The organism is Rhizobium sp. AN73 (assembly GCF_030757975.1).
Taxonomy (GTDB): Bacteria; Pseudomonadota; Alphaproteobacteria; order Rhizobiales; family Rhizobiaceae; genus Agrobacterium; species Agrobacterium arsenijevicii.
The window spans coordinates 845,836-863,621 of the sequence record NZ_JARWME010000001.1 but is presented as its reverse complement, the minus strand read 5'-3'; the positions used below and the strand labels follow the sequence as shown (position 1 = coordinate 863,621).

Sequence of the window (17,786 nt, the reverse complement as noted above, 5' to 3'; positions counted from 1 at the left end):
GACCCGACAGCCATGAATAAACGCCCTGTTGTACCGGACCAGGATGCCTGGGAACCCTGGAGCCCTGCCGAACTATCCCGACGACTGGGTGGCGTATCGAGGCCCTGGTGCGTCGTTGGCGGCTGGGCTCTCGATCTGTGGCACGGGAAGAAGACGCGCGAGCATGACGATCTTGAATTCACGGTCCTGCGTGAAGATCTGGGCGTCATCAGGCGTGAATTGAACGATATGGAATTCTACACCGTCAATGACGGTGTGCTCGAACTATTGGCCGCAGATCAGGAACCGGCAACGGAGATTTTTCAAATCTGGTGTTTCGATCGCGCCGCCGGCCGCTGGCGGGCCGATATGATGATCGAGCCGGGAACGAATGACTTATGGGTCTACAAGAGGGATCCGCAGATTACACGGCCCCGCACCGAAATGGTGGCGCTGGCCGCTGACGGTATCCCTTACCTCAATCCTTCCGCCGTACTTCTGTTCAAGGCAAAGTACCGCCGTCCCAAGGACGAAGAGGACTTCGCAAATGCCACGCCGAAATTGCCCGCGCCTGAGCATCGGTGGTTACGGGATTGTCTTGATCGCCTTCACCCGGGCCACGACTGGGCAAGGGCGCTGTAGGCGTCGAATTTCGCCTATTGCGTGATCCGCTCCAGCACACGGCTCAAAGCCTGCTTCAATGCGTCCGAACCGCCATTGCTGTCGAAGTCCTGCAGGACCTGCTCGTTCAACCCGCCTTTGGTGGCGAATTCACGGCTGAGATCGGTGAAGTTGGTGTCCTTGCCCGCAAGGAGCGCCACTTCGGAAAGCCCGGCGAAGAGGGGTGCAAGATAGGCGCGGCCTTTTTCTTCCGGTAGGCCGTTTTCGGCGAGCCACTCCGTCGTCTGTTGCAGGATACCGAAATAGGTGGCCATCAGGGCGCTTGCGGCGGCGAGAAGGTCGTATTCCGCCTTGGTCTCGCATTCCACAGCATTGCCGAGCACATTGAAGATTGCGGCGGTCTCCGCATCGGACGGATAAACGGCGGTGACGCCCTTGCGCCGGGCGACAAAGGGCAGGGGGATCGCCTGTGTGAGACGCACATCCGCGCCGATCCAGTCGAGCAGCGCTTGCCGGTCGGTTGCGGCAACGACGCTTATGACCTTCTGGCCATCGCGAAACCGCAGGGGCCGGATGACGTCTTCGGCAACCTGCGGGCGGATCGCCAGAACGACGGTATCGCAGCCGTCGACGATCGCCTGATTGTCACTGGTGACGATCACATGCAGAAAATCGGTGGCGAGCTTCGCAGAAATATCCGCACTGCGCTGGGACACCATGACATGCGGCACGGCGACAGGCTTGCTGAGCAACCCCCGCACCATCGCATCGGTGATCGCGCCGGTTCCGATAAAACCAATTTTCTGGGGAAGGGACATGATGACTCCGTTTGGCGAGGGCCGAAATATATGTCGGTCGCCAAGTTTTCACGCAATGCTAAATTTTCCGACCGGAATTGTCGACAAGGAGATGGCCGATTTCCTGATCGCTGCGTTAGTGACCCGGATGCAATGCGTCATTGAGATACATGCAGGTCAGCATCGTGAACACATATGCCTGAATAGCGGCCATCAGGAACTCCAATGCCGTGATCGCGACCGTCATGAAAAGTGGTGCGATGGCGCCGACCATCCCAAGCGCATTGATGCTCGCCAGCGACACGACAAAACCGGCAAAGACTTTCAGGGTGATGTGACCGGCAAGCATGACGGCAAACAGGCGGACGGAGTGGCTGACCGGGCGCGAAATATAGGAGATGATTTCGATTGGCACGATGATGGGCGCGAGAATAACCGGGATTCCGGCCGGTTTGAACAGGCCGAGAAAGCGGATGCCGTGTTTGAATAGGCCATAGAGCGTGATGGTGCTGAACACCATCATGGCAAGACCGAATGTGACGATGATCTGGCTTGTGACGGTGAAAGCGTAAGGAAACATGCCGATCATGTTTGCAAACAGAATGAACATGAAAAGCGAGAAGACGAAGGGGAAGAACCGCATTCCCGGCTCTCCGGCATTGTCGCGCAGGGTCTTGGCGACGAACAGGTAAAGCATTTCCGCGCTGGATTGCCACCGGCCAGGCACCAGGCGGGCCTTGCTGGTCGCCAGAAACAGGAATGAACTCGCCAGGGTGACGGTGAGGAACATGTATGCCGAGGCATTGGTGAAGCTGAGATCGATATCGCCGATGGTGATTTCAACGAGAGGTTTGACTTCGAATTGTTCGATAGGGCCGGCCATGGAAGGTCCTTCAGTAAATTGCGGCAATGACGGGGATACATTGATGCTCGAGGTCGCGGCTGTGCCGGACGCAGGAAGACTGCGCATTTGGTGGAGCATCAGAAATGGGGAGGGTGGTCGTTACGTCGGTCATCCTGATCCCAAGATTGAGAATCAGGGCCGTCCCCGCAACGCTTCAAGGCGCGGGTCGTCCCGCACGAGCGCTTTCTAGCCAAATCGTCGGCGGGTGGCAATGGCTTTCGGGCAAAGGTATCGGCGCGGAGACCGATAAATTGCTGGAACCTGCAGCAGCTTTCCTGAAAGCACGGCAAAGAAAAACGCGGTCGCCTTCGGGCTGACCGCGTTTTTCGTTGTTGTCGTAACGGGCAATATGACCTTACGTGTCTTTCTGTGGTTGCTTTCCGGAAGCTGGTCGATCAGCGGAATTCGTGATCGAGGCCGCCAGCAGGGCCTGTGTCGGGTCGGCACCCTTGAAACCGGCCTGTGCCAGAATTTCGTCTAGAACCGGCTTCTGCGCGGTAAAGCTGAGAAGCTGGCTTGAAAGATCGCCCAAGCCATTGCCGCTTTGCCCGTTGCCGCTGCCGCCGAGTGCACCGGCCAGATTGCCAGCACTGAAGATACGAATGTCGGAAATCTTCTCGATGGGTTTCATCGCTTCGGCAAGCGCCTCGGGGATGATGGCGATCCTCGCGCGGGCGAGTTCGAATTCGATGATATCGCCGGAAAGTGCGTTGCGCGCATCGTTCTTTGCCCTTTCCGCCTGCGCCTCCGCATCGCCGAGCGCGATGATGCCTTCGGCGCGGATTTTTGCGGCTTGCGCCTCGGCTTCTGCGCCGATCTTGGCGGCGGCGGCCAGGTTTTCCGCAGCCTCCCGCTCGGCTTCCGCTTTCACGGTGATCGCTGTCGCTTCCTGTTCGGCCGCCTTGCGAGCGTCGATCACGGCAATACGTTTGGCACGTTCGGCGATTTCCACTTCGCGTGCAGTCGCAACCTGTTCTTCCGCTGTAATAGCGGCAGCTTTTGCCTCGTCTGCTTTGGCACGGGCGGCATGTTCCTGCTCCACCTTCTGCGCGACGGCGATGGCCGCTTCGATGCGTGCCGTTTCCGTGATCTTGCGTGCCTCCGCCTCTCGTTCGGCAATACCGCGCTCGGCCTCGATGCGGGCGGTTTCCCGTGCCTGACGGGCTTCCGCATCCCGCTCGGCAATGCCACGCTCCGTATCGAGCTTTGCCGTTTCCTCGTTGAGACGGGCCGCCTGTTCGGCTCTTGCCGCTTCCGCGCGGGTTTCCGCAGTCTTGTTTGCGATATCGCGCTCCTGCGTCAACTCAGCGTCGCGCTGTTCGCGTTCGATGGTCAGGCGTCGCAGCACCGCTTCGCGGTCCTTGGTGGCAATTTCGACTTCGTTATCGCGGACGATCTGGTTGCGCTCGCGTTTGCGCTCCTCGGTGATCCTTGTGAGCGCCGTCAAACCCTCGGCATCGAAGGTGTTATTGGGGTTGAAATGCTTGATGTCGGTCTGGTCGAGCCGGGTCAGCGAGACCGATTCCAGTTCCAGGCCGTTGGATTGCAGATCGTGAGCGACGGCTGCTTGGACCGATTTGACGAATTCGGCGCGCTGTTCCTGCAGATCGCGCAGCGACATGGTAGCGGCAACCGAGCGCAAACCATCGACAAACTTCGCTTCGACAAGGGATTTCAGCGCATCGGCGTCGTTTGTCCGATCCCCAAGCGTCTGGGCGGCGAGCGCAATGTTTTCGGCGTCCGGCTTCACGCGCACGTAAAATTCGGCAGTGATGTCGGCGCGCATGCGGTCCTTGGTGATGAGCGATTCATGCTCGGACCTTTTGACCTCCAGCCGCAGCGTGCTGAGCGAGACCCAGGAATAGGAATGGAAGATCGGCAGAATGATCGCGCCGCCGTCGAGAACGACTTTTTTGCCGCCGAGGCCGGTTCTGACATAGGCTTTATCGCGCGTCGACCGCGTATAAAGCGACGTCATGATGATGCCGATGACGACGATCGCTGTGACGATGACCCCGGCAATCAGGCTCAAAGAAAAAGAAATCCATGGTGAGTTAGCCCCTGTTATGCCCGCTATGATAAATTTCGAGATCCGGCGGCGCCGGAATGGCCTGGAAAAGCCCGTCCACGCCGTCGACGATCAATACCTGCGCACCCGTATCGATCGTATGACCGGATGCGGCCTGCGCGCGCAGGAAGTGAATATTGTCATGCCGGTCTTTGACCCGCACGGTGCCGGGCTTGCCCTGATCGAGAGGTCCGATGGTGACCGTGCCCACAAGTCCCAGAAAATCGGCCTGCTCGAGTGCGTTTGTCTCATCGCGTGGAATGATCTTCGCAACGGCCAGGCTGAGTGACCGTGTCGTCGGAATGCTGGCGGCGAGCGCGCCCGTCACGGCCGCATAAAGCGGCAACGGCCCAAGGAACGTTGCTGACGCGATTGCCTGGATGGAAAAACCGGCGACGGAAAAAGCCGAGAGCAGGATAACCGCTAGAACAAGTAGCGGCACACCACCGGCGTTGAGCCAGGACATCCAGCTGCCGAGCAATCCCGCTTCGGTATCGCCTGGCGCGTGATAGCTGAAGCTGTCATCAATAAGCCCTGAAGCCGATATGCCAAGCAGAACCGAGACAAGTTCAACGATGCCTAGTCCGGCGACCGTCAGCAGGGCGATCCAGAAGGGAGCAGTGCCTGGCTGGACAATGCCCTCCATCAGCGTTGTCCCTCGCGGAATGCCTTGAGCCGCGCTTCGATGGCGCTCTGGCGCTGCATGCGGCCGAGTTCATCAACCTCTGCTGCGCCGTTGTTGGGCTTGGCCGGGGTGCCGGTTACTCTTTCGATGGCGTCGAGCGCGTCAGCCAGGCGGCGGTCGTTGCGCTGGGATGGGGTCGTATCGGCCGTGGGCGTGATGCGTTCGGCGCGCTTGGCGTCCTCAAGCCGCTTTTGCGCATCCGCCTTGGCAGAGGCGATGCTGCGCAACGTGGTTTCAGCCTCTGCAATTTCGGCGGCATTCTCGAGGATAGCCTTGTTCAGCGCCTCGCGCTGCGCCTCCAGATCGATCTGCAGCCCGGTAGCCGCCCGTGCCAGATCCTCGCGGCCGTTTTCGAGCCCGATCCTGATCTTGTCGTCGAGATCGCGGATTTCCTCGTCGAGATCGGCTGCCTTGGCTTTGAGGCGATGACCAGCGGCAACTGCCACGCCGAGGGCGGATCGTGCCTCATCGGCGATCTTTGCTATTTCCCGCACCGCCTGCTGCGCGACAGCGACCGGATTGGATGCCTCAGCTGCGTCGACGGCGGTGTTCACGACACCGGCGATGACACGGCCGAGTCGGCCAAGAATACCTTCATTGTTCATCGAAGCCTCCCTGTTTGGTTGGAAACCGGCTTTTATGCCGGCATGGATGCTGATGGTTTCGCCCTCAAAAACGAGGCGTGCTTCTGAAAAGTCATTCCAGCCGTCCTGATAGCCCCGCACGATATAGGGCACCACGACGCGGCCCGAGAGGGTGGCGATGCTGAGAGTATCCGGCCCCTTGACCGAAAACAGCTTGCTGTCGAGCGGGATGTCCCGCACCGGCTCCCGCGGATCACGATGGCTATGGTCGCGTAAAGCCAGCGTCACCATTCGGGAAGGAAGGCCGGTCTTGGCCCTGATTTCTTCGTAAGCTGCTGCATGCAGCGCAACGAGATTGGCGCCTTCGGTCTGGTCGAGGATCGCCATTGCAAGCCGATATGCAAAGAGTGTTTCTTCGAGAGAAGACCGGTCCTCCTCCGACAGATTGAGTGCCAAAACGACGTTGGACAACAGTTTCGTGTTCATACGAAATATATAAAGCACTTCATTGGTGCTTTCAAGGAGGTGCTGCGAAATATCGGCGAATTTTTCAACCCTGCATAAGCGGATTGCCCGCTTCAGATGTACTTTAAGCCGTGCCGAACCATCGGACTGCTGCCTTTGCTATCTCATCCTCGTCGGGAATAGCTTCCGAGGCCCATGCGACAATGCCGTCGGGGCGCACCAGCACGGTGCTTAACCCCAGCTGGTCCATGGCTTCGCCTGCGACATATGATATCCGACCGGCCCAACGACCAGCCAGCGCTTCAAGCGATGCATCCGCGCAGAAGTTCAAAAGCAGACCTTTACCTTCTCCTCAGAAGTTCGCCGATCTTCCTCCCGTCAGCCAGTTCGAAGTCCGGAACGCTGCGGCCAACCAGCGGATGGTTGCCGCCAAGGTCATAATGGAGGGAAATACCCCATACACGCTCGGCGAAATATGTCGCGCCATCGCGGGTCTCGATGAGATCGCGGATGATGGCCTCCAGCGCCCGCGTGCCTCGGCTTGGGCGCATGAGCGCGACCTGGGCGCGTGACCAGTCGAGGACCTGCGCGCCCACCGGGTGCCGCTCGCTCGTATAGCTGTCCAGCAATCCATCCGGCGCATCGCCATGGATCGTTGCTGCAAGCTTCCAGCCAAGATTGATCGCATCGCCCAGTCCGAGATTAAGCCCCTGGCCGCCGAGCGGCGAGTGGATATGCGCGGCATCTCCCGCCAGCAATACCCGGCCGTTGCGGTATGTCGTTGCCTGATAAGCGCGATCCGTCCAGGTGGTTGCGAGTTCAACGCTCGTCACCGTGACATCGGTGCCGGAAACATGCCGTAATACTGCCTGCACATGTTCCCGTGTGATCGGTTGGGTTCGATGAAACCGGCCACCGTCGAAATCGACCATCGCGATGATTCCGGGTTCTTGATAGGTGTACATGCCCGTCGGCGTGTAGTGGCGGCCCGGAACGAGTTTTTCCGGATCCGCCATCTCGACCATCACGGAATAGCCCGTGAATTCGGGATCGGTGCCGATAAAATCGAAACCGCCTTTTTTGCGCACGGTGCTGCGGCCGCCATCGCAGCCAATGAGCCAGCGCCCGCAAAATGCCTGACCGTCGGCATGAACGGTCACGACCTCGTCCGATTGCTCGAAGCCATCAACACCGGTGCCACGCCTGATTTCAGCACCCATTGCGGTTGCGCGTTTCTCTAGAACAGATTCGATCTCTGCCATGCTGGAGGCCATGGTGACAGGCATCGAACCGGGCAGGCGATAGGGCCATTTCGATGTATCGACATTGTCGTGGAAGAACTGAATGCCGGCGAAGTGGCCGCCCGGTCGGCGTTTCTGGTGCATCCAGTGAGCGGCCAACGCGTTGCTGCCGTTCGATTGTTCTTTCGCCTGCTGTTCGGCAATATCATCCAGCAAACCACGACGATGGAAGCTTTCGATGGTGGGTGCGGAAAGGCCGCGCATGCCGAAGGGGAGTTTCTTTAGCGGGGAATAAGGGTCCGGCGCTTGTTCCAGCACCAGTACGGAGAGGTTTGCGAGACGCAGCTCGCAGGCGAGAAACAGACCGACCGGGCCGGCGCCGGCGATTACGACATCATAAATCTCTGCGGTATTTGGCATGAGCGGCTCCTTTGGGTCGTTCGACCGGAGCGGCTCGTCGTTTTTGACAACCACACGGACGAACAAATTGACGCCTGAACAGCGCCGTTGTTCGTCGTGGGACTCATGCACAGGGCATGGACAGATCTTTCGTTTCCGAAAGGACTTGGGCTAGACCACACCAAGTCGTGCCTTTTTTCGACGTGTGTTCTATAGCGCCGGAACAATCGGCTGGCAAGAGTTGCCATCCCTCACAGTCACGCCCGATGTTCCCGGAAAGCGGCGGCGAGTGCGCGCAGCGCCTCGCGGGATCTGCTGTCGGTAAGGGTGGAGAACATGATGATCTCCGTGGGTGGAAGCGGCGGCAGGCCGAAACGCTGGCTTACCTCGATAGTGCCGGGCGGCGCCAGCCGGCAAGAGAAGGCTGAAATGGCGAGTCCCGCCGAGACGGCTGCGCTCACCATCGATGATGTGCCGCCCAGAAAGACTTCCGTCCACGCAATGCAGGCGGAATCGAGCGCGCGGGCGGCGATGTTGCGCACGCCGCAGGTTGGCGAAAGCGCTGCCAGCCGCAAGGGTTCGCCCTGACGATGTTCGAATTGCGGGGCTGCGAACCAGCCGAAATGCTCCTGCCCAAGCACCTCGCCGTCGCGCCTGTCGTCTTCGCGCCGGATGATTGCGGCGTCTATTTCACCCCGGTCGAAAGCGTCCAGCAAGTTGCGGGAATGGTCCATCCGCACTTCAATCGTCAGTCCCGGATCATGTGCGTTGAGCCGCGCCAGCAGGGTCGGCACTTCCGGCCCCGCAACGTGCGCGGCAATGCCAAGGCCGAAACGTCGGCGCGAGGCGAAAAGACCGACGATGGCGCGATCATGCGCCGCAAGGAATTCGCGGGCGGGCGCGAGAAATACGGCACCCTGCGCCGATAGTCGCACCGAGCGTGGCGTCCGTTCAATCAGCCGCTGACCGAGTCGGTCTTCCAGCCGCTTCAGCTTGACGCTGATGGCGCCCTGTGTAGTTCCGAGCGCTTCGGCGGCGCGGGTGAAGCTCTGATGATCGGCGATCGTCACGAAGGCCTGGACGGCATCCACATCCAGCGTGGTCATATCGATAATCCTATTTTGTTGTCTCTGAAATATCCAATCATCCAATTCAGTTATGGTCAAGCTTTGGTTAGTTTGCCCCCGGCTCTGCAACTCACGGACTGGAGCGAGTGCGGCTTTCCGCCACGACAGGATTTCGCCGCGACGGTCCGAACCATAAAAGGCTGAAGAATGACCCTTGCCGTTACCGCCCCAACCGGCAGCAAAAGCGCCTTCGCGCTCGCTGCCGTCTGTCTCTCCGCCCTGATGTTCGGACTGGAAATCTCCAGTGTGCCGGCGATCCTGCCAACGCTCGAACAGGTGCTGCATGCGGATTTCCGGCAGCTTCAGTGGATCATGAATGCCTATACGATCGGTGTGACGATGGTGCTGATGGCAACCGGCGCGCTGGCCGACCGTTTTGGTCGCAAGCGCGTCTTCATCGCAAGCATCGTCGCTTTCGCCCTTTCCTCCCTCGCCTGCGGCATGACGGAAAGCGTGGCGGTGTTGATCGGCACGCGTTTCCTTCAGGGCCTGAGCGGCGGGGCAATGCTGGTGTGCCAGATCGCCATCCTGTCGCAACAGTTTCGCACGGCGCGCGAGCGCGGCATGGCGTTCGGCTGGTGGGGTATCATTTCCGGTGTGGGGCTCGGTTTCGGCCCGATCATCGGTGGCGCCATCGTTGCGCTTTGGAGCTGGGAATGGGTGTTCCTCGTTCATGTGGCGCTCAGCGTCGTGACATTGCTGCTTGCCGTGGGTGGCGTCAAGGAATCACGCGATCCAGAGGCAACGCGTCTCGATCTTGCCGGCATCACCACGCTTTCGATTGCCGTATTCTGCCTTGCCTTTTTTATCACGCAGGGGCCGGAACTCGGCTTTGCCAGTCCAAAGGCGCTTTTGATCCTTGGCGTGTCGGTCGCAAGTTTCATTTCCTTCGTCATCGTGGAAAAGCTTACTCCGAGACCGATGTTCGACTTCTCCGTGTTCCAGATCCGGCCTTTTTCCGGTGCTATCATCGGTTCGGCGGCAATGAACATCAGCTTCTGGCCGTTCATGATCTATCTGCCGATCTGGTTTCAGGCAGGCCTTGGTTATGACAGCGTCACCGCCGGTCTCGGTCTGCTCGCCTATACGCTGCCCGCGCTGGTCGTGCCGCCATTGGCCGAGCGTCTGTCGTTGCGCTATCAACCCCGCCTTGTCATCCCGGCCGGGTTGTTCACCATCGGTCTCGGCTTCATGCTGATGAAGCTCGGTAGCGGTGCCGCAAATGCGAGCTGGCTGACCATGCTGCCCGGCTGCATCCTGTCCGGTGTCGGGCTTGGCCTCACCAACACGCCGGTCACCAACACGACCACGGGTGCGGTTCCCGCCGCCCGTTCCGGCATGGCGTCGGGCATCGACATGAGCGCGCGAATGATCTCGCTCGCCATCAACATCCCGATCATGGGCTTCATTCTGGTTCAGGGCGTCTGGTCTTCGCTTCGGGCGAACCTGCCCTCCGGTGCTGACGTGTCTGACCTGCGTTCGCTTGCAGAGAAGATCGCCGCAGGAACCGCGGGGTCGTCGGCAGAGCGTGTTTCGGCCGCGCTCGTCCATCAGGCACTCGCGGACGGTTTCGGCATGGTCATGCTCTATGCCGGCGTCAGTGTCTGGTTGCTCGCCGCTCTCAGTTTTATAGTCTTCGGGCCGGCGCGAAAGCTTGCCCATGGTTAGGGGCGGTTTTTGCGCAGCAGGGTGATTCAGGCAGTTTTCAGGATTTGCAGCCCCACCGAAGGTTGGGCAGCGGCGGTCTCTTCGCGGCTCCAGCGGCCAAAGGCAGCGCGGCCTAAAATGGAAATCGACGTATCTTCCTGCGGTGCATGGACGAGGACGGTCTGGATGTCGCGGAAATGCCGCTCCAGCCCCAGATCGGCACCGAGACCAGGGTTGCCGATGCCACGCACCGCAATCTGCACGGCATCGCGCAGCTGCCGGCCGGCAAGCAGCCTTGCCCTGATAAAACCTTCCGCCTCGCCATTGTTGTTTTCGAGCGTGCCGAAAATGATCTGGCGGGCGCCGGAAACAAGCAGGTCGATTTCGCCAGAAAGCGTGACGAAACGCTCTGTGCGGGCGATGGGATGGCCGAGATTGGCCGGTACACGCTCATGCGCGAAGCGGATGAAGGTGGCCTGAGCGGCCTCGGCCACGCCGAGATAAAGCGCGGTCAAAGCCAGCGTGAGCGCCGCATGCGCCCGGTTGTCCTGCTGGGCGACCGACGGGTCGACGAGGTCGATGACGTTTTCCGCCGGGATTTCGACATTGGTATATTCCACGTCGTGCGATCCCGTGGCGCGCATGCCAAGGCTCTGCCAGTTCTCGATGACCTTGATGCCCGGCAATCCGTTCGGCACCACGAATGTTCCGACACGCGCCGGTGTTTCATCGGTCTGCGCCCAGACAAGAAAATGCGTCAGGCCATATGCACCCGTCACGAAGCGTTTGCGGCCGGTGATCGACCAGCCGTTTTTTGTCCGGCGGGCAAGCGTTGCGGGCAGGCCACCGCGCGCGGGCGACCCCAGTTCCGGCTCGACACGCGCGGCATTGAGCAGCAGCGGCCGTTGTTTTGCGTCCACCAAAAGCCGTCGGTAGAGATCTTCGGGCCAGTGGCTTTTTGCTGTCTGGGCGAGATGGGTGAAGATCGTCATGGCGCTGATCAGGGCCACGGAAGGATCACCCCGGCCGAGTGCCGCCAGAATATGGGCGGTATCGGCAAGCGTGGCACCTTGGCCGCCGTAACGCGTCGCAACCGTGCTTTCGAGAAGACCGCTTTCGTGAACGGCACGAATACCCGTCCAGGGAAACTGGCCGGTCTGGTCCGCATCCGGTGCGGCCTGCGCGAGGATGCGCACGGTTGCGTCGAGGACGGCTGTATCATGGGACATGTGGGTCGAGGCTCTCTGGCTGTGGTGGAACGCCATCTCCCGGGAAGGGGTGGCCGGCTCCTTCTGCACTTCAAAAAAGTGCCCGGTCAGGCGACTGGGCCGGATCGCGGCATCAGGCAGCGGTCTTTTTCTTCGCATTTTCCCGTTCACGAATGCCCTCACGGACAAGCGGCAGGATATACCGGCCATAATCGACCGCATCGTTGTAATTGTCATAACCGCGGATCGAGATCAGATCGGCGCCAAGATCGATATAGTCGAGGATGGAATCCGCAATCGTGCGCGGGGAACCGACCAGTGCGGTGGTGGCTCCACTGGCATTGGTGGCGGTGACTGTCGGATACCAGAGGGCACGGTCATGCACGTCGCCGCGTGCGGCAATCTCCAGAAGCCGTTGCGAACCGACATTGGCCGGACGCGGCGCATTGAGCGGTGCGCGGGTTACACCTTTCTGGCGGCTCTCGTTCAACCGATCCAGAGTTCTGTGGGCCTTTTCCCAGGCAAGCTCATCCGTCTCGGCGACGATCGGCCGGAATGTGACCCAGATGCGGGGGCGATCGGTCCGGCCGGCCTTTGCGGCTTCCGCGTAAACCCGCTCGATCTGCTGTTTGGTTTCAGCAAGCGGTTCTCCCCAGAGTCCGAAAATATCGCAGAGTGCACCACCGATACGATAGGCGGCATCCGAGGAGCCGCCGAGCGAAATCGGAATAAGCCCGTTGGTGGGCCGCACGGCGCTGCGGAACTGTTTGAACTGGTAATATTTTCCGTCGAAGTCGAAGGGCTCTGTGGAGGTCCACGCCAGACGCAGGATGCGGATATATTCCTCCTGCCGCTCGTAACGCTCTTCCTTGTTGAGGAAATCGCCTTCGCGCGCCTGTTCTTCGTCGCTGCCGCCGGCAATGAAATGCACCACGACACGCCCGCCGCTCAACTGATCGAGCGTTGCGAGCGACTTGGCGGCAACGGTCGGGTAAACCGTATTCGGGCGCAGGGCGACGATGATCTTGATGTTTTTCGTGTGTGCCAACACCGTGGCGCCCAGCGTGAAAGGATCGAAAGAAGAGGAGGAATAGGGGATCAGCGTATAGTTGAAACCGTAATCATCAAGGGCGCGGGCATAGCGCTCCAGAAAAACAGGATCCACAGGCGCATCGGGAACAGGGTTCAAGTCGTTCGATGCATTGGGAAAGCTTACGCTGATAAATTCCGCGGACATGGGCGCTCCTTCAGGTTCAATGCATGCATGTTAGGGCGCGGTGCAGGAACGAGGAAGACAGGTCTTTCTTTTTCTATGGAATATGTAGAAAATATTCCCTGCGACTGCCTCTGATATAGGACCAGCAACCGCTGCCGCGTTTCCGTCTTCGAGTCTATGCCGCCGCGTCGTTAAGAGGCGGGTGACCAGCCGAGACTCGGTGCTACGGTTTCCGCAAGATCGGTCAGCAGCCGGATGTTTTCGGCAAGACCGAAAGCAGGGGGCAAAAACAGCACGACCTCATCGGCGGCTGCGAGGCCCGGATCGTTGAACACCGCTTCCAGTACCTGATCGGGTGTGCCCTGAAAGACAGGCGAAATCTGATAGCCTGCCGGTTGGACTGCCTGTTCAAGAGCGCCTTTGGGGCGAGATGCGGCAATACCCTTGGTGCGCCGCTCCAGATCATAGGCGGTGTATTTTTCCCGCAGTTCGGCGGTGGGGCCAACGAGAATGGAGGCGGCGACGGCAACCGGCGGCGGTTCCGTTGCCCATGTCTTGCGCCATGTGGAGCGGAAAGCCTTGATGATGCGCGCCTGATAATGCCCGAAACTCTCGCCCTCGGCCTGATCGTGCTGGACGGTTCCCGAGATAAGGCCGATGCCGAGTTCCGCTGCCTGTATCGCCGAACCGACGCTGGCCGCACCCTGCCGAATACGCGAGCGCAGGGTCGGGCTGTGCGGTGTTACGCGCAGTGCCGTGCCCTCCGGGTTGGCCTGACCTCCTTCGACATGGTGCAGGACATCGCTCGCGATTGCCGAGAGGAAACGCGCCTGACGGCGTCTCGCTTCCGTGCGCGCGTCGGTGTCGACCGTGCCGAACACGGCATCGAAGGTGGCGTTTGCGCCTGTCGAAATGGCGAGTTCCAGCCGCCCGTCGATCAGCAGGTCGGTCGTGCCGGCCGCCTCGGCGAGCAGGATCGGATCCTGATAACGCATGGGAATGACCGCAGAACCCAGCGTGATATGCCGGGTATGCTGGCCGGCGGCGGCAAAGAACGGCAGCGGCGAGGACAGATAATGATCGAAATGCCGCTGATAGGCCCAACCGGACTGGTAACCCAGTTTTTCGGCGGCTTTGAACAGCTCGATACCTTCGCGTAAGCCCTGTGCCGGGCCGGCATCGTCGTTGAAGGAAACGCGGGTGTTGAAGCCGAGCCGCTGTTTGGGGCGGAAGGGCGTGGACGCAGTATCGATGGGTGCGGCGATGGTCATGCGATCTTTTCCTTGTCGAGAACCCGCCGGGGCACGGCCTGTGGCACACGGGCGATGGTGGCTGCACCTGACGGGATCGAATCCAGCAGCGACGCGGTATAGGGGTGCTGCGGATTGTCGAAGATATCGCCGACGGTTCCATGTTCGACGATACGCCCGCGCTGCATCACCGAGACGGTGTGGGCGAGTTGGCGCACCAGCGCGAGATCATGCGAGACGAACACATAGGTCAGGCCAAGCTTCGCCTGCAGCGAAAGCAGCACTTCGACAATGTCGGCTTGCACACTGACGTCGAGCGCGGAGGTCGGCTCGTCGAGCACGATCACATCAGGTCTGAGAACCAGCGCCCTTGCAATGGCCACGCGCTGGCGCTGGCCGCCCGAAAGGGCCGTCGGTTTGCGGGTGAGCAGATGTTCGCTCAAGCCCACATTGGCCAGAGCCTCGCGCACATTTTCCAGCCGTTCCGCGCGGGTTCCGATCTTGAAACGGTCAAGCGGCTCACGCACCAGCTGTTCGACACTCCAGGTGGGATCGAGCGAGGTGAACGGGTTCTGGTAAACGAACTGGAGATGACGCCAGGTTGCGCGCAGCGATGCCTGGGAACGTCCGGCCAACTCTTCGCCGGCTACCGATATCGAGCCGGTGTCGGGTTCTTCGAGGCCGAGTAGCAGCCGGATGGTTGTCGTCTTGCCCGAGCCGGACTCGCCGACCAGCGCATGGGTGGTGCCGGCAGGCACGTTGAAGGATACGTTGTTGACTGCCGTCAACACCCGGTCGCCAACCCTGAAATTCTTGGTGACGGCTTTAACCGCGATCTTCGGCGCCTTGGTGGCGTCGGCCTTCAGGAAGCGGAAACCCGGGTCGCGCAGCCGGGCGTAACGGTCCGGATTGAGGGCCGGGACGTCAGCATGCAGTTTTCTTGCATAGGTGGAGGCCGGTGCGGAAAACACCGATGCGGTGCTTCCGGCTTCCTGAACGGTGCCGCCCTTCAGGACCACCAGCGAATCCGCCCGCTCTGCGGCAATTGCCAGATCGTGGGTGATGAGGAGCAGGCTGATATCCAGCTCGTGCTGCAACCGTGACAGCAGATCGAGAATCCGCTTCTGGATCGTCACATCGAGCGCCGAGGTAGGCTCGTCCGCGACCAGCAGCGACGGACGCGGCAGAACCGCAAGACCGATGAGTACGCGTTGCAACATGCCGCCGGACAATTGATGCGGATAGGAATCGTAGACGACGCTCGGATTGTCCAACCCCACCTGCGCGAAGGTCTCGAGAATGAGGGCCTTGCGGATAGCCTTGTTGGGCTCATCGAGCAGTGCCGCCGCTTCCATCGCCTGTACGCCGATTGTTCGTACCGGATTAAGCGAATTGCCGGGGTCCTGTGGGACGAAACCGATGGCGCGTCCGCGCAGCGGTCGGAAATTGCGCTCCGGCAATGCCAATATCTCCTGACCGCCGAAGGTGACGCGGCCGGTGGCATGTCCACCGCTCGGCAAAAGCCGGAGTACCGTGCGGGCGATCGTTGATTTGCCTGAACCGGACTCGCCGATGAGAGCAAGGCTCTTGCCGCGGCCGAGTTCGAAACTGACATTGCTGACGACCTCTTGCCGCCCATAGGCAACCGAAAGGTCGTCGACCCGAAGAAGCGGGACGGGAGCCTGCTGCGCTCTGGGTGCAAAGGCGACAGGGTGGGCAATAGTGGTGGTCAGTCTGTCTTGCGTAGCCATCGGCTGATCCTGTTTACAGAGAGGACGGTCGCGATTGTGACGAAGGCGGGGGCGTATACCAGCCACGGCCATTTGAGGTAATCCTTGCCGATCGAGATCAGCAGACCCCAGTCGGAGGAGGGCGGCGGGTCGCCGTATCCGAGAAAGGCAAGGCTTGCGATCACAAGGATCGACTCGCCGAATTGCAACACGGCAAGCGGCAGCACCGAGCGTGAGGCGTTGGGCAGAACGTGGCGCAGAAGAATGAACCAGCGCGAGCCGCCGAGCAGGAACGAGGCCTCCACGAATGTCGCCTGTCTGGTCTTGATGACCTCCGCACGCGTGACGCGGGCAAAGACCGCCACCGCCGAGACGCCGGTGGCGATGGCGGCATTTATGGTCTCGAAGCCGATGGCGGTGACGACAATCACCGCCAGCAGAAATTTTGGAATTGCCAGGAGTACGTCGACCAGCCGGGCAAGGACAATATCGACCCAACCGCCGAGAAAACCCGCCATAAGTCCGATGAGACCACCGGCGAAGACGCCGATGACGACCGCGACCAATGCGCTAGAGACGGAAGAGGACGTGCCGTAGACGACGCGTGCGTAGACGTCGCGGCCGAGGTGGTCGGTGCCGAACCAGTGCGCGAGACTTGGGCCGAGCAATTTGTCCGCCGGCACCCCGATGACCGGGCTGTGGTTGGTAAACAGGCCGGGCGCTAGCGACCAGGCGATTACCAGCGCGATAATGGCGAAGGACAAAGCGACGGTCAGTGGTATTCGCAGTGCTGCCAGCCGGTTTGCAGGGTTGGCGCCCGGCAGGGAGGCGTTTGAGGCGAAAGTCATGGTGTCACCGCCTTGGTGGTGGAGGGTTCCTCGGCGATGGTCGAGCGAGGCTTTTGCGCGCCGAGAATTTGCACGCGTGGATCGAGCAAGGGATAGAGAAGATCGGCGATCAGGTTGACGAGTACGAAGACCACGGCTCCGAGAGAAACGATCGCTTGCAGGACAGGCAGGTCCTGCGTGCTCACGGAGCGCTGCACCAGACTGCCGAGACCGGTACGCCCGAAGACCGACTCGGTAATCAGTGAATTGCCAAGCAGTTCACCGACGGTAATGGCGATGACGGTGACGACAGGCAACGAGGCCGGCTTGAGCAGATGCTTTGCAAACAGTTGCGCCTGTCCGATGCCACGGCTACGGGCGACCGCCGCGTATTCCTGTTCCGCCTCCTTGTCGAGGTTTGCGATAAGCACCTCGGCGATTTGTGCGGAAAACGGAATTCCGATTGTGATTGCTGCAAACAGTGTTGCCCAGAAGCTATCGGGCTCGATGACGCGGAAAAGACGCAGCTGAAAGCCGAAGAGATGGATGAGTATCAGGCCAATCACGAAATTCGGCGTCGATAGAAACAGTGACGGGAAACCACGTAACAGACCCTGGCCGTAGCGTTTTGGTACGACCTGGGTTCCGTAGGCAACCGCCATCGCCAGAAACAGGGCGACAGCCAGTCCCGTGGATGCAAGGATCAGCGTCGAGGGCAGCACCTCGGCAATCAGGGTCGCCACGGGCCGGTTGGAGCGCATAGACATGCCCAGATCACCGGTCAGAAAACCTGATAGAGACGACCAGAGCTGCACGATAATCGGTTTGTCCAGACCCTGCGCTGCAATGATTTCCGTGATCTCCTGCTCCGTGAACCCGTTTTGCGGGTTGCGCAGCACGCTGGTGATCGGGTCGCCAGGCAGAATGCTGACGACCACGAAGGTGAAGACATAGGCCAGCAGTATGACGACGACCGCCTGGCCAAGCCGCTTTGCGGCGTAGGTTAGGTAGGCATTGCTCATGCCGGTGACCTCCTTC

14 protein-coding genes and 1 pseudogene are annotated in these 17,786 nt (G+C 60.4%); 2 read left to right on the top strand and 13 right to left on the bottom strand.

Annotation, left to right across the window (positions count from 1 at the left end):
• Positions 1-12: 12 nt before the first annotated feature.
• Entirely contained in the window at positions 13-621 is a 609-nt protein-coding gene (locus RBH10_RS03755; RefSeq protein ID WP_281038965.1) for a nucleotidyltransferase domain-containing protein, read from the top strand.
• A 14-nt stretch (positions 622-635) separates the two neighbouring features.
• Here RBH10_RS03755 and RBH10_RS03750 read toward each other — a convergent pair whose 3' ends face one another.
• The 7 genes and pseudogenes from RBH10_RS03750 to RBH10_RS03720 all read right to left on the bottom strand — a co-directional run bounded on the left by RBH10_RS03750 (position 636) and on the right by RBH10_RS03720 (position 8,849).
• On the bottom strand, positions 636-1,418 hold the full coding sequence (locus RBH10_RS03750) for a pyrroline-5-carboxylate reductase (protein WP_281038966.1): 783 nt from the start codon (positions 1,416-1,418) through the stop codon (positions 636-638).
• A gap of 115 nt (positions 1,419-1,533) precedes the next feature.
• Positions 1,534-2,280, bottom strand: a complete 747-nt coding sequence (locus tag RBH10_RS03745; RefSeq protein WP_281038967.1) for a F0F1 ATP synthase subunit A — start codon at positions 2,278-2,280, stop codon at positions 1,534-1,536.
• A gap of 376 nt (positions 2,281-2,656) precedes the next feature.
• A complete protein-coding gene (locus tag RBH10_RS03740) occupies positions 2,657-4,345 on the bottom strand; it encodes a flotillin family protein (protein ID WP_306180569.1) in 1,689 nt (562 codons plus the stop codon).
• A 10-nt stretch (positions 4,346-4,355) separates the two neighbouring features.
• Entirely contained in the window at positions 4,356-5,015 is a 660-nt protein-coding gene (locus RBH10_RS03735; RefSeq protein WP_281038969.1) for an OB-fold-containig protein, read from the bottom strand.
• Positions 5,015-6,109 carry a PspA/IM30 family protein gene (locus RBH10_RS03730; protein ID WP_281038970.1) on the bottom strand — a complete coding sequence of 365 codons (1,095 nt, stop codon included), beginning with the start codon at positions 6,107-6,109 and terminating at the stop codon, positions 5,015-5,017. Before RBH10_RS03730 ends, RBH10_RS03735 begins: the two co-directional genes overlap by 1 nt.
• A gap of 118 nt (positions 6,110-6,227) precedes the next feature.
• Positions 6,228-7,764 (bottom strand): annotated as a pseudogene (locus RBH10_RS03725) (FAD-dependent monooxygenase).
• A 236-nt stretch (positions 7,765-8,000) separates the two neighbouring features.
• Positions 8,001-8,849: a LysR family transcriptional regulator gene (locus tag RBH10_RS03720; RefSeq protein ID WP_281038972.1), complete on the bottom strand. Its 849-nt coding sequence runs from the start codon at positions 8,847-8,849 to the stop codon at positions 8,001-8,003.
• A 168-nt stretch (positions 8,850-9,017) separates the two neighbouring features.
• Here RBH10_RS03720 and RBH10_RS03715 point away from each other — a divergent pair, with 168 nt between their 5' ends.
• The gene (locus RBH10_RS03715) at positions 9,018-10,538 is read left to right on the top strand and encodes an MFS transporter (RefSeq protein WP_281038973.1); all 1,521 of its coding nucleotides are present in this window, start codon (positions 9,018-9,020) and stop codon (positions 10,536-10,538) included.
• 26 nt (positions 10,539-10,564) lie between these two features.
• Here RBH10_RS03715 and RBH10_RS03710 read toward each other — a convergent pair whose 3' ends face one another.
• From RBH10_RS03710 to RBH10_RS03685, 6 genes are all read right to left on the bottom strand, one after another.
• The gene (locus tag RBH10_RS03710) at positions 10,565-11,746 is read right to left on the bottom strand and encodes an acyl-CoA dehydrogenase family protein (RefSeq protein ID WP_281038974.1); all 1,182 of its coding nucleotides are present in this window, start codon (positions 11,744-11,746) and stop codon (positions 10,565-10,567) included.
• A gap of 112 nt (positions 11,747-11,858) precedes the next feature.
• The gene (locus RBH10_RS03705) at positions 11,859-12,962 is read right to left on the bottom strand and encodes an LLM class flavin-dependent oxidoreductase (RefSeq protein ID WP_281038975.1); all 1,104 of its coding nucleotides are present in this window, start codon (positions 12,960-12,962) and stop codon (positions 11,859-11,861) included.
• A 170-nt stretch (positions 12,963-13,132) separates the two neighbouring features.
• Positions 13,133-14,212, bottom strand: coding sequence for an LLM class flavin-dependent oxidoreductase (locus RBH10_RS03700; RefSeq protein WP_281038976.1), 1,080 nt, complete (start codon positions 14,210-14,212; stop codon positions 13,133-13,135).
• A complete protein-coding gene (locus RBH10_RS03695) occupies positions 14,209-15,942 on the bottom strand; it encodes an ABC transporter ATP-binding protein (protein ID WP_281038977.1) in 1,734 nt (577 codons plus the stop codon). Before RBH10_RS03695 ends, RBH10_RS03700 begins: the two co-directional genes overlap by 4 nt.
• Entirely contained in the window at positions 15,921-16,769 is an 849-nt protein-coding gene (locus tag RBH10_RS03690; protein ID WP_281038978.1) for an ABC transporter permease, read from the bottom strand. Before RBH10_RS03690 ends, RBH10_RS03695 begins: the two co-directional genes overlap by 22 nt.
• Positions 16,766-17,770, bottom strand: a complete 1,005-nt coding sequence (locus tag RBH10_RS03685) for an ABC transporter permease (RefSeq protein WP_281038979.1) — start codon at positions 17,768-17,770, stop codon at positions 16,766-16,768. Before RBH10_RS03685 ends, RBH10_RS03690 begins: the two co-directional genes overlap by 4 nt.
• Between the last annotated feature and the right edge of the window lie 16 nt (positions 17,771-17,786).

What these genes read in the sequence shown, in the direction of transcription:
- RBH10_RS03755 (WP_281038965.1), top strand. Translation starts at nt 13, where the DNA reads ATGAATAAACGCCCTGTTGTACCGGACCAGGATGCCTGGGAACCCTGG.
- RBH10_RS03750 (WP_281038966.1), bottom strand. Translation starts at nt 1,418, where the DNA reads ATGTCCCTTCCCCAGAAAATTGGTTTTATCGGAACCGGCGCGATCACC.
- RBH10_RS03745 (WP_281038967.1), bottom strand. Translation starts at nt 2,280, where the DNA reads ATGGCCGGCCCTATCGAACAATTCGAAGTCAAACCTCTCGTTGAAATC.
- RBH10_RS03735 (WP_281038969.1), bottom strand. Translation starts at nt 5,015, where the DNA reads ATGGAGGGCATTGTCCAGCCAGGCACTGCTCCCTTCTGGATCGCCCTG.
- RBH10_RS03720 (WP_281038972.1), bottom strand. Translation starts at nt 8,849, where the DNA reads ATGACCACGCTGGATGTGGATGCCGTCCAGGCCTTCGTGACGATCGCC.
- RBH10_RS03715 (WP_281038973.1), top strand. Translation starts at nt 9,018, where the DNA reads ATGACCCTTGCCGTTACCGCCCCAACCGGCAGCAAAAGCGCCTTCGCG.
- RBH10_RS03710 (WP_281038974.1), bottom strand. Translation starts at nt 11,746, where the DNA reads ATGTCCCATGATACAGCCGTCCTCGACGCAACCGTGCGCATCCTCGCG.
- RBH10_RS03705 (WP_281038975.1), bottom strand. Translation starts at nt 12,962, where the DNA reads ATGTCCGCGGAATTTATCAGCGTAAGCTTTCCCAATGCATCGAACGAC.
- RBH10_RS03700 (WP_281038976.1), bottom strand. Translation starts at nt 14,212, where the DNA reads ATGACCATCGCCGCACCCATCGATACTGCGTCCACGCCCTTCCGCCCC.
- RBH10_RS03695 (WP_281038977.1), bottom strand. Translation starts at nt 15,942, where the DNA reads ATGGCTACGCAAGACAGACTGACCACCACTATTGCCCACCCTGTCGCC.
- RBH10_RS03690 (WP_281038978.1), bottom strand. Translation starts at nt 16,769, where the DNA reads ATGACTTTCGCCTCAAACGCCTCCCTGCCGGGCGCCAACCCTGCAAAC.
- RBH10_RS03685 (WP_281038979.1), bottom strand. Translation starts at nt 17,770, where the DNA reads ATGAGCAATGCCTACCTAACCTACGCCGCAAAGCGGCTTGGCCAGGCG.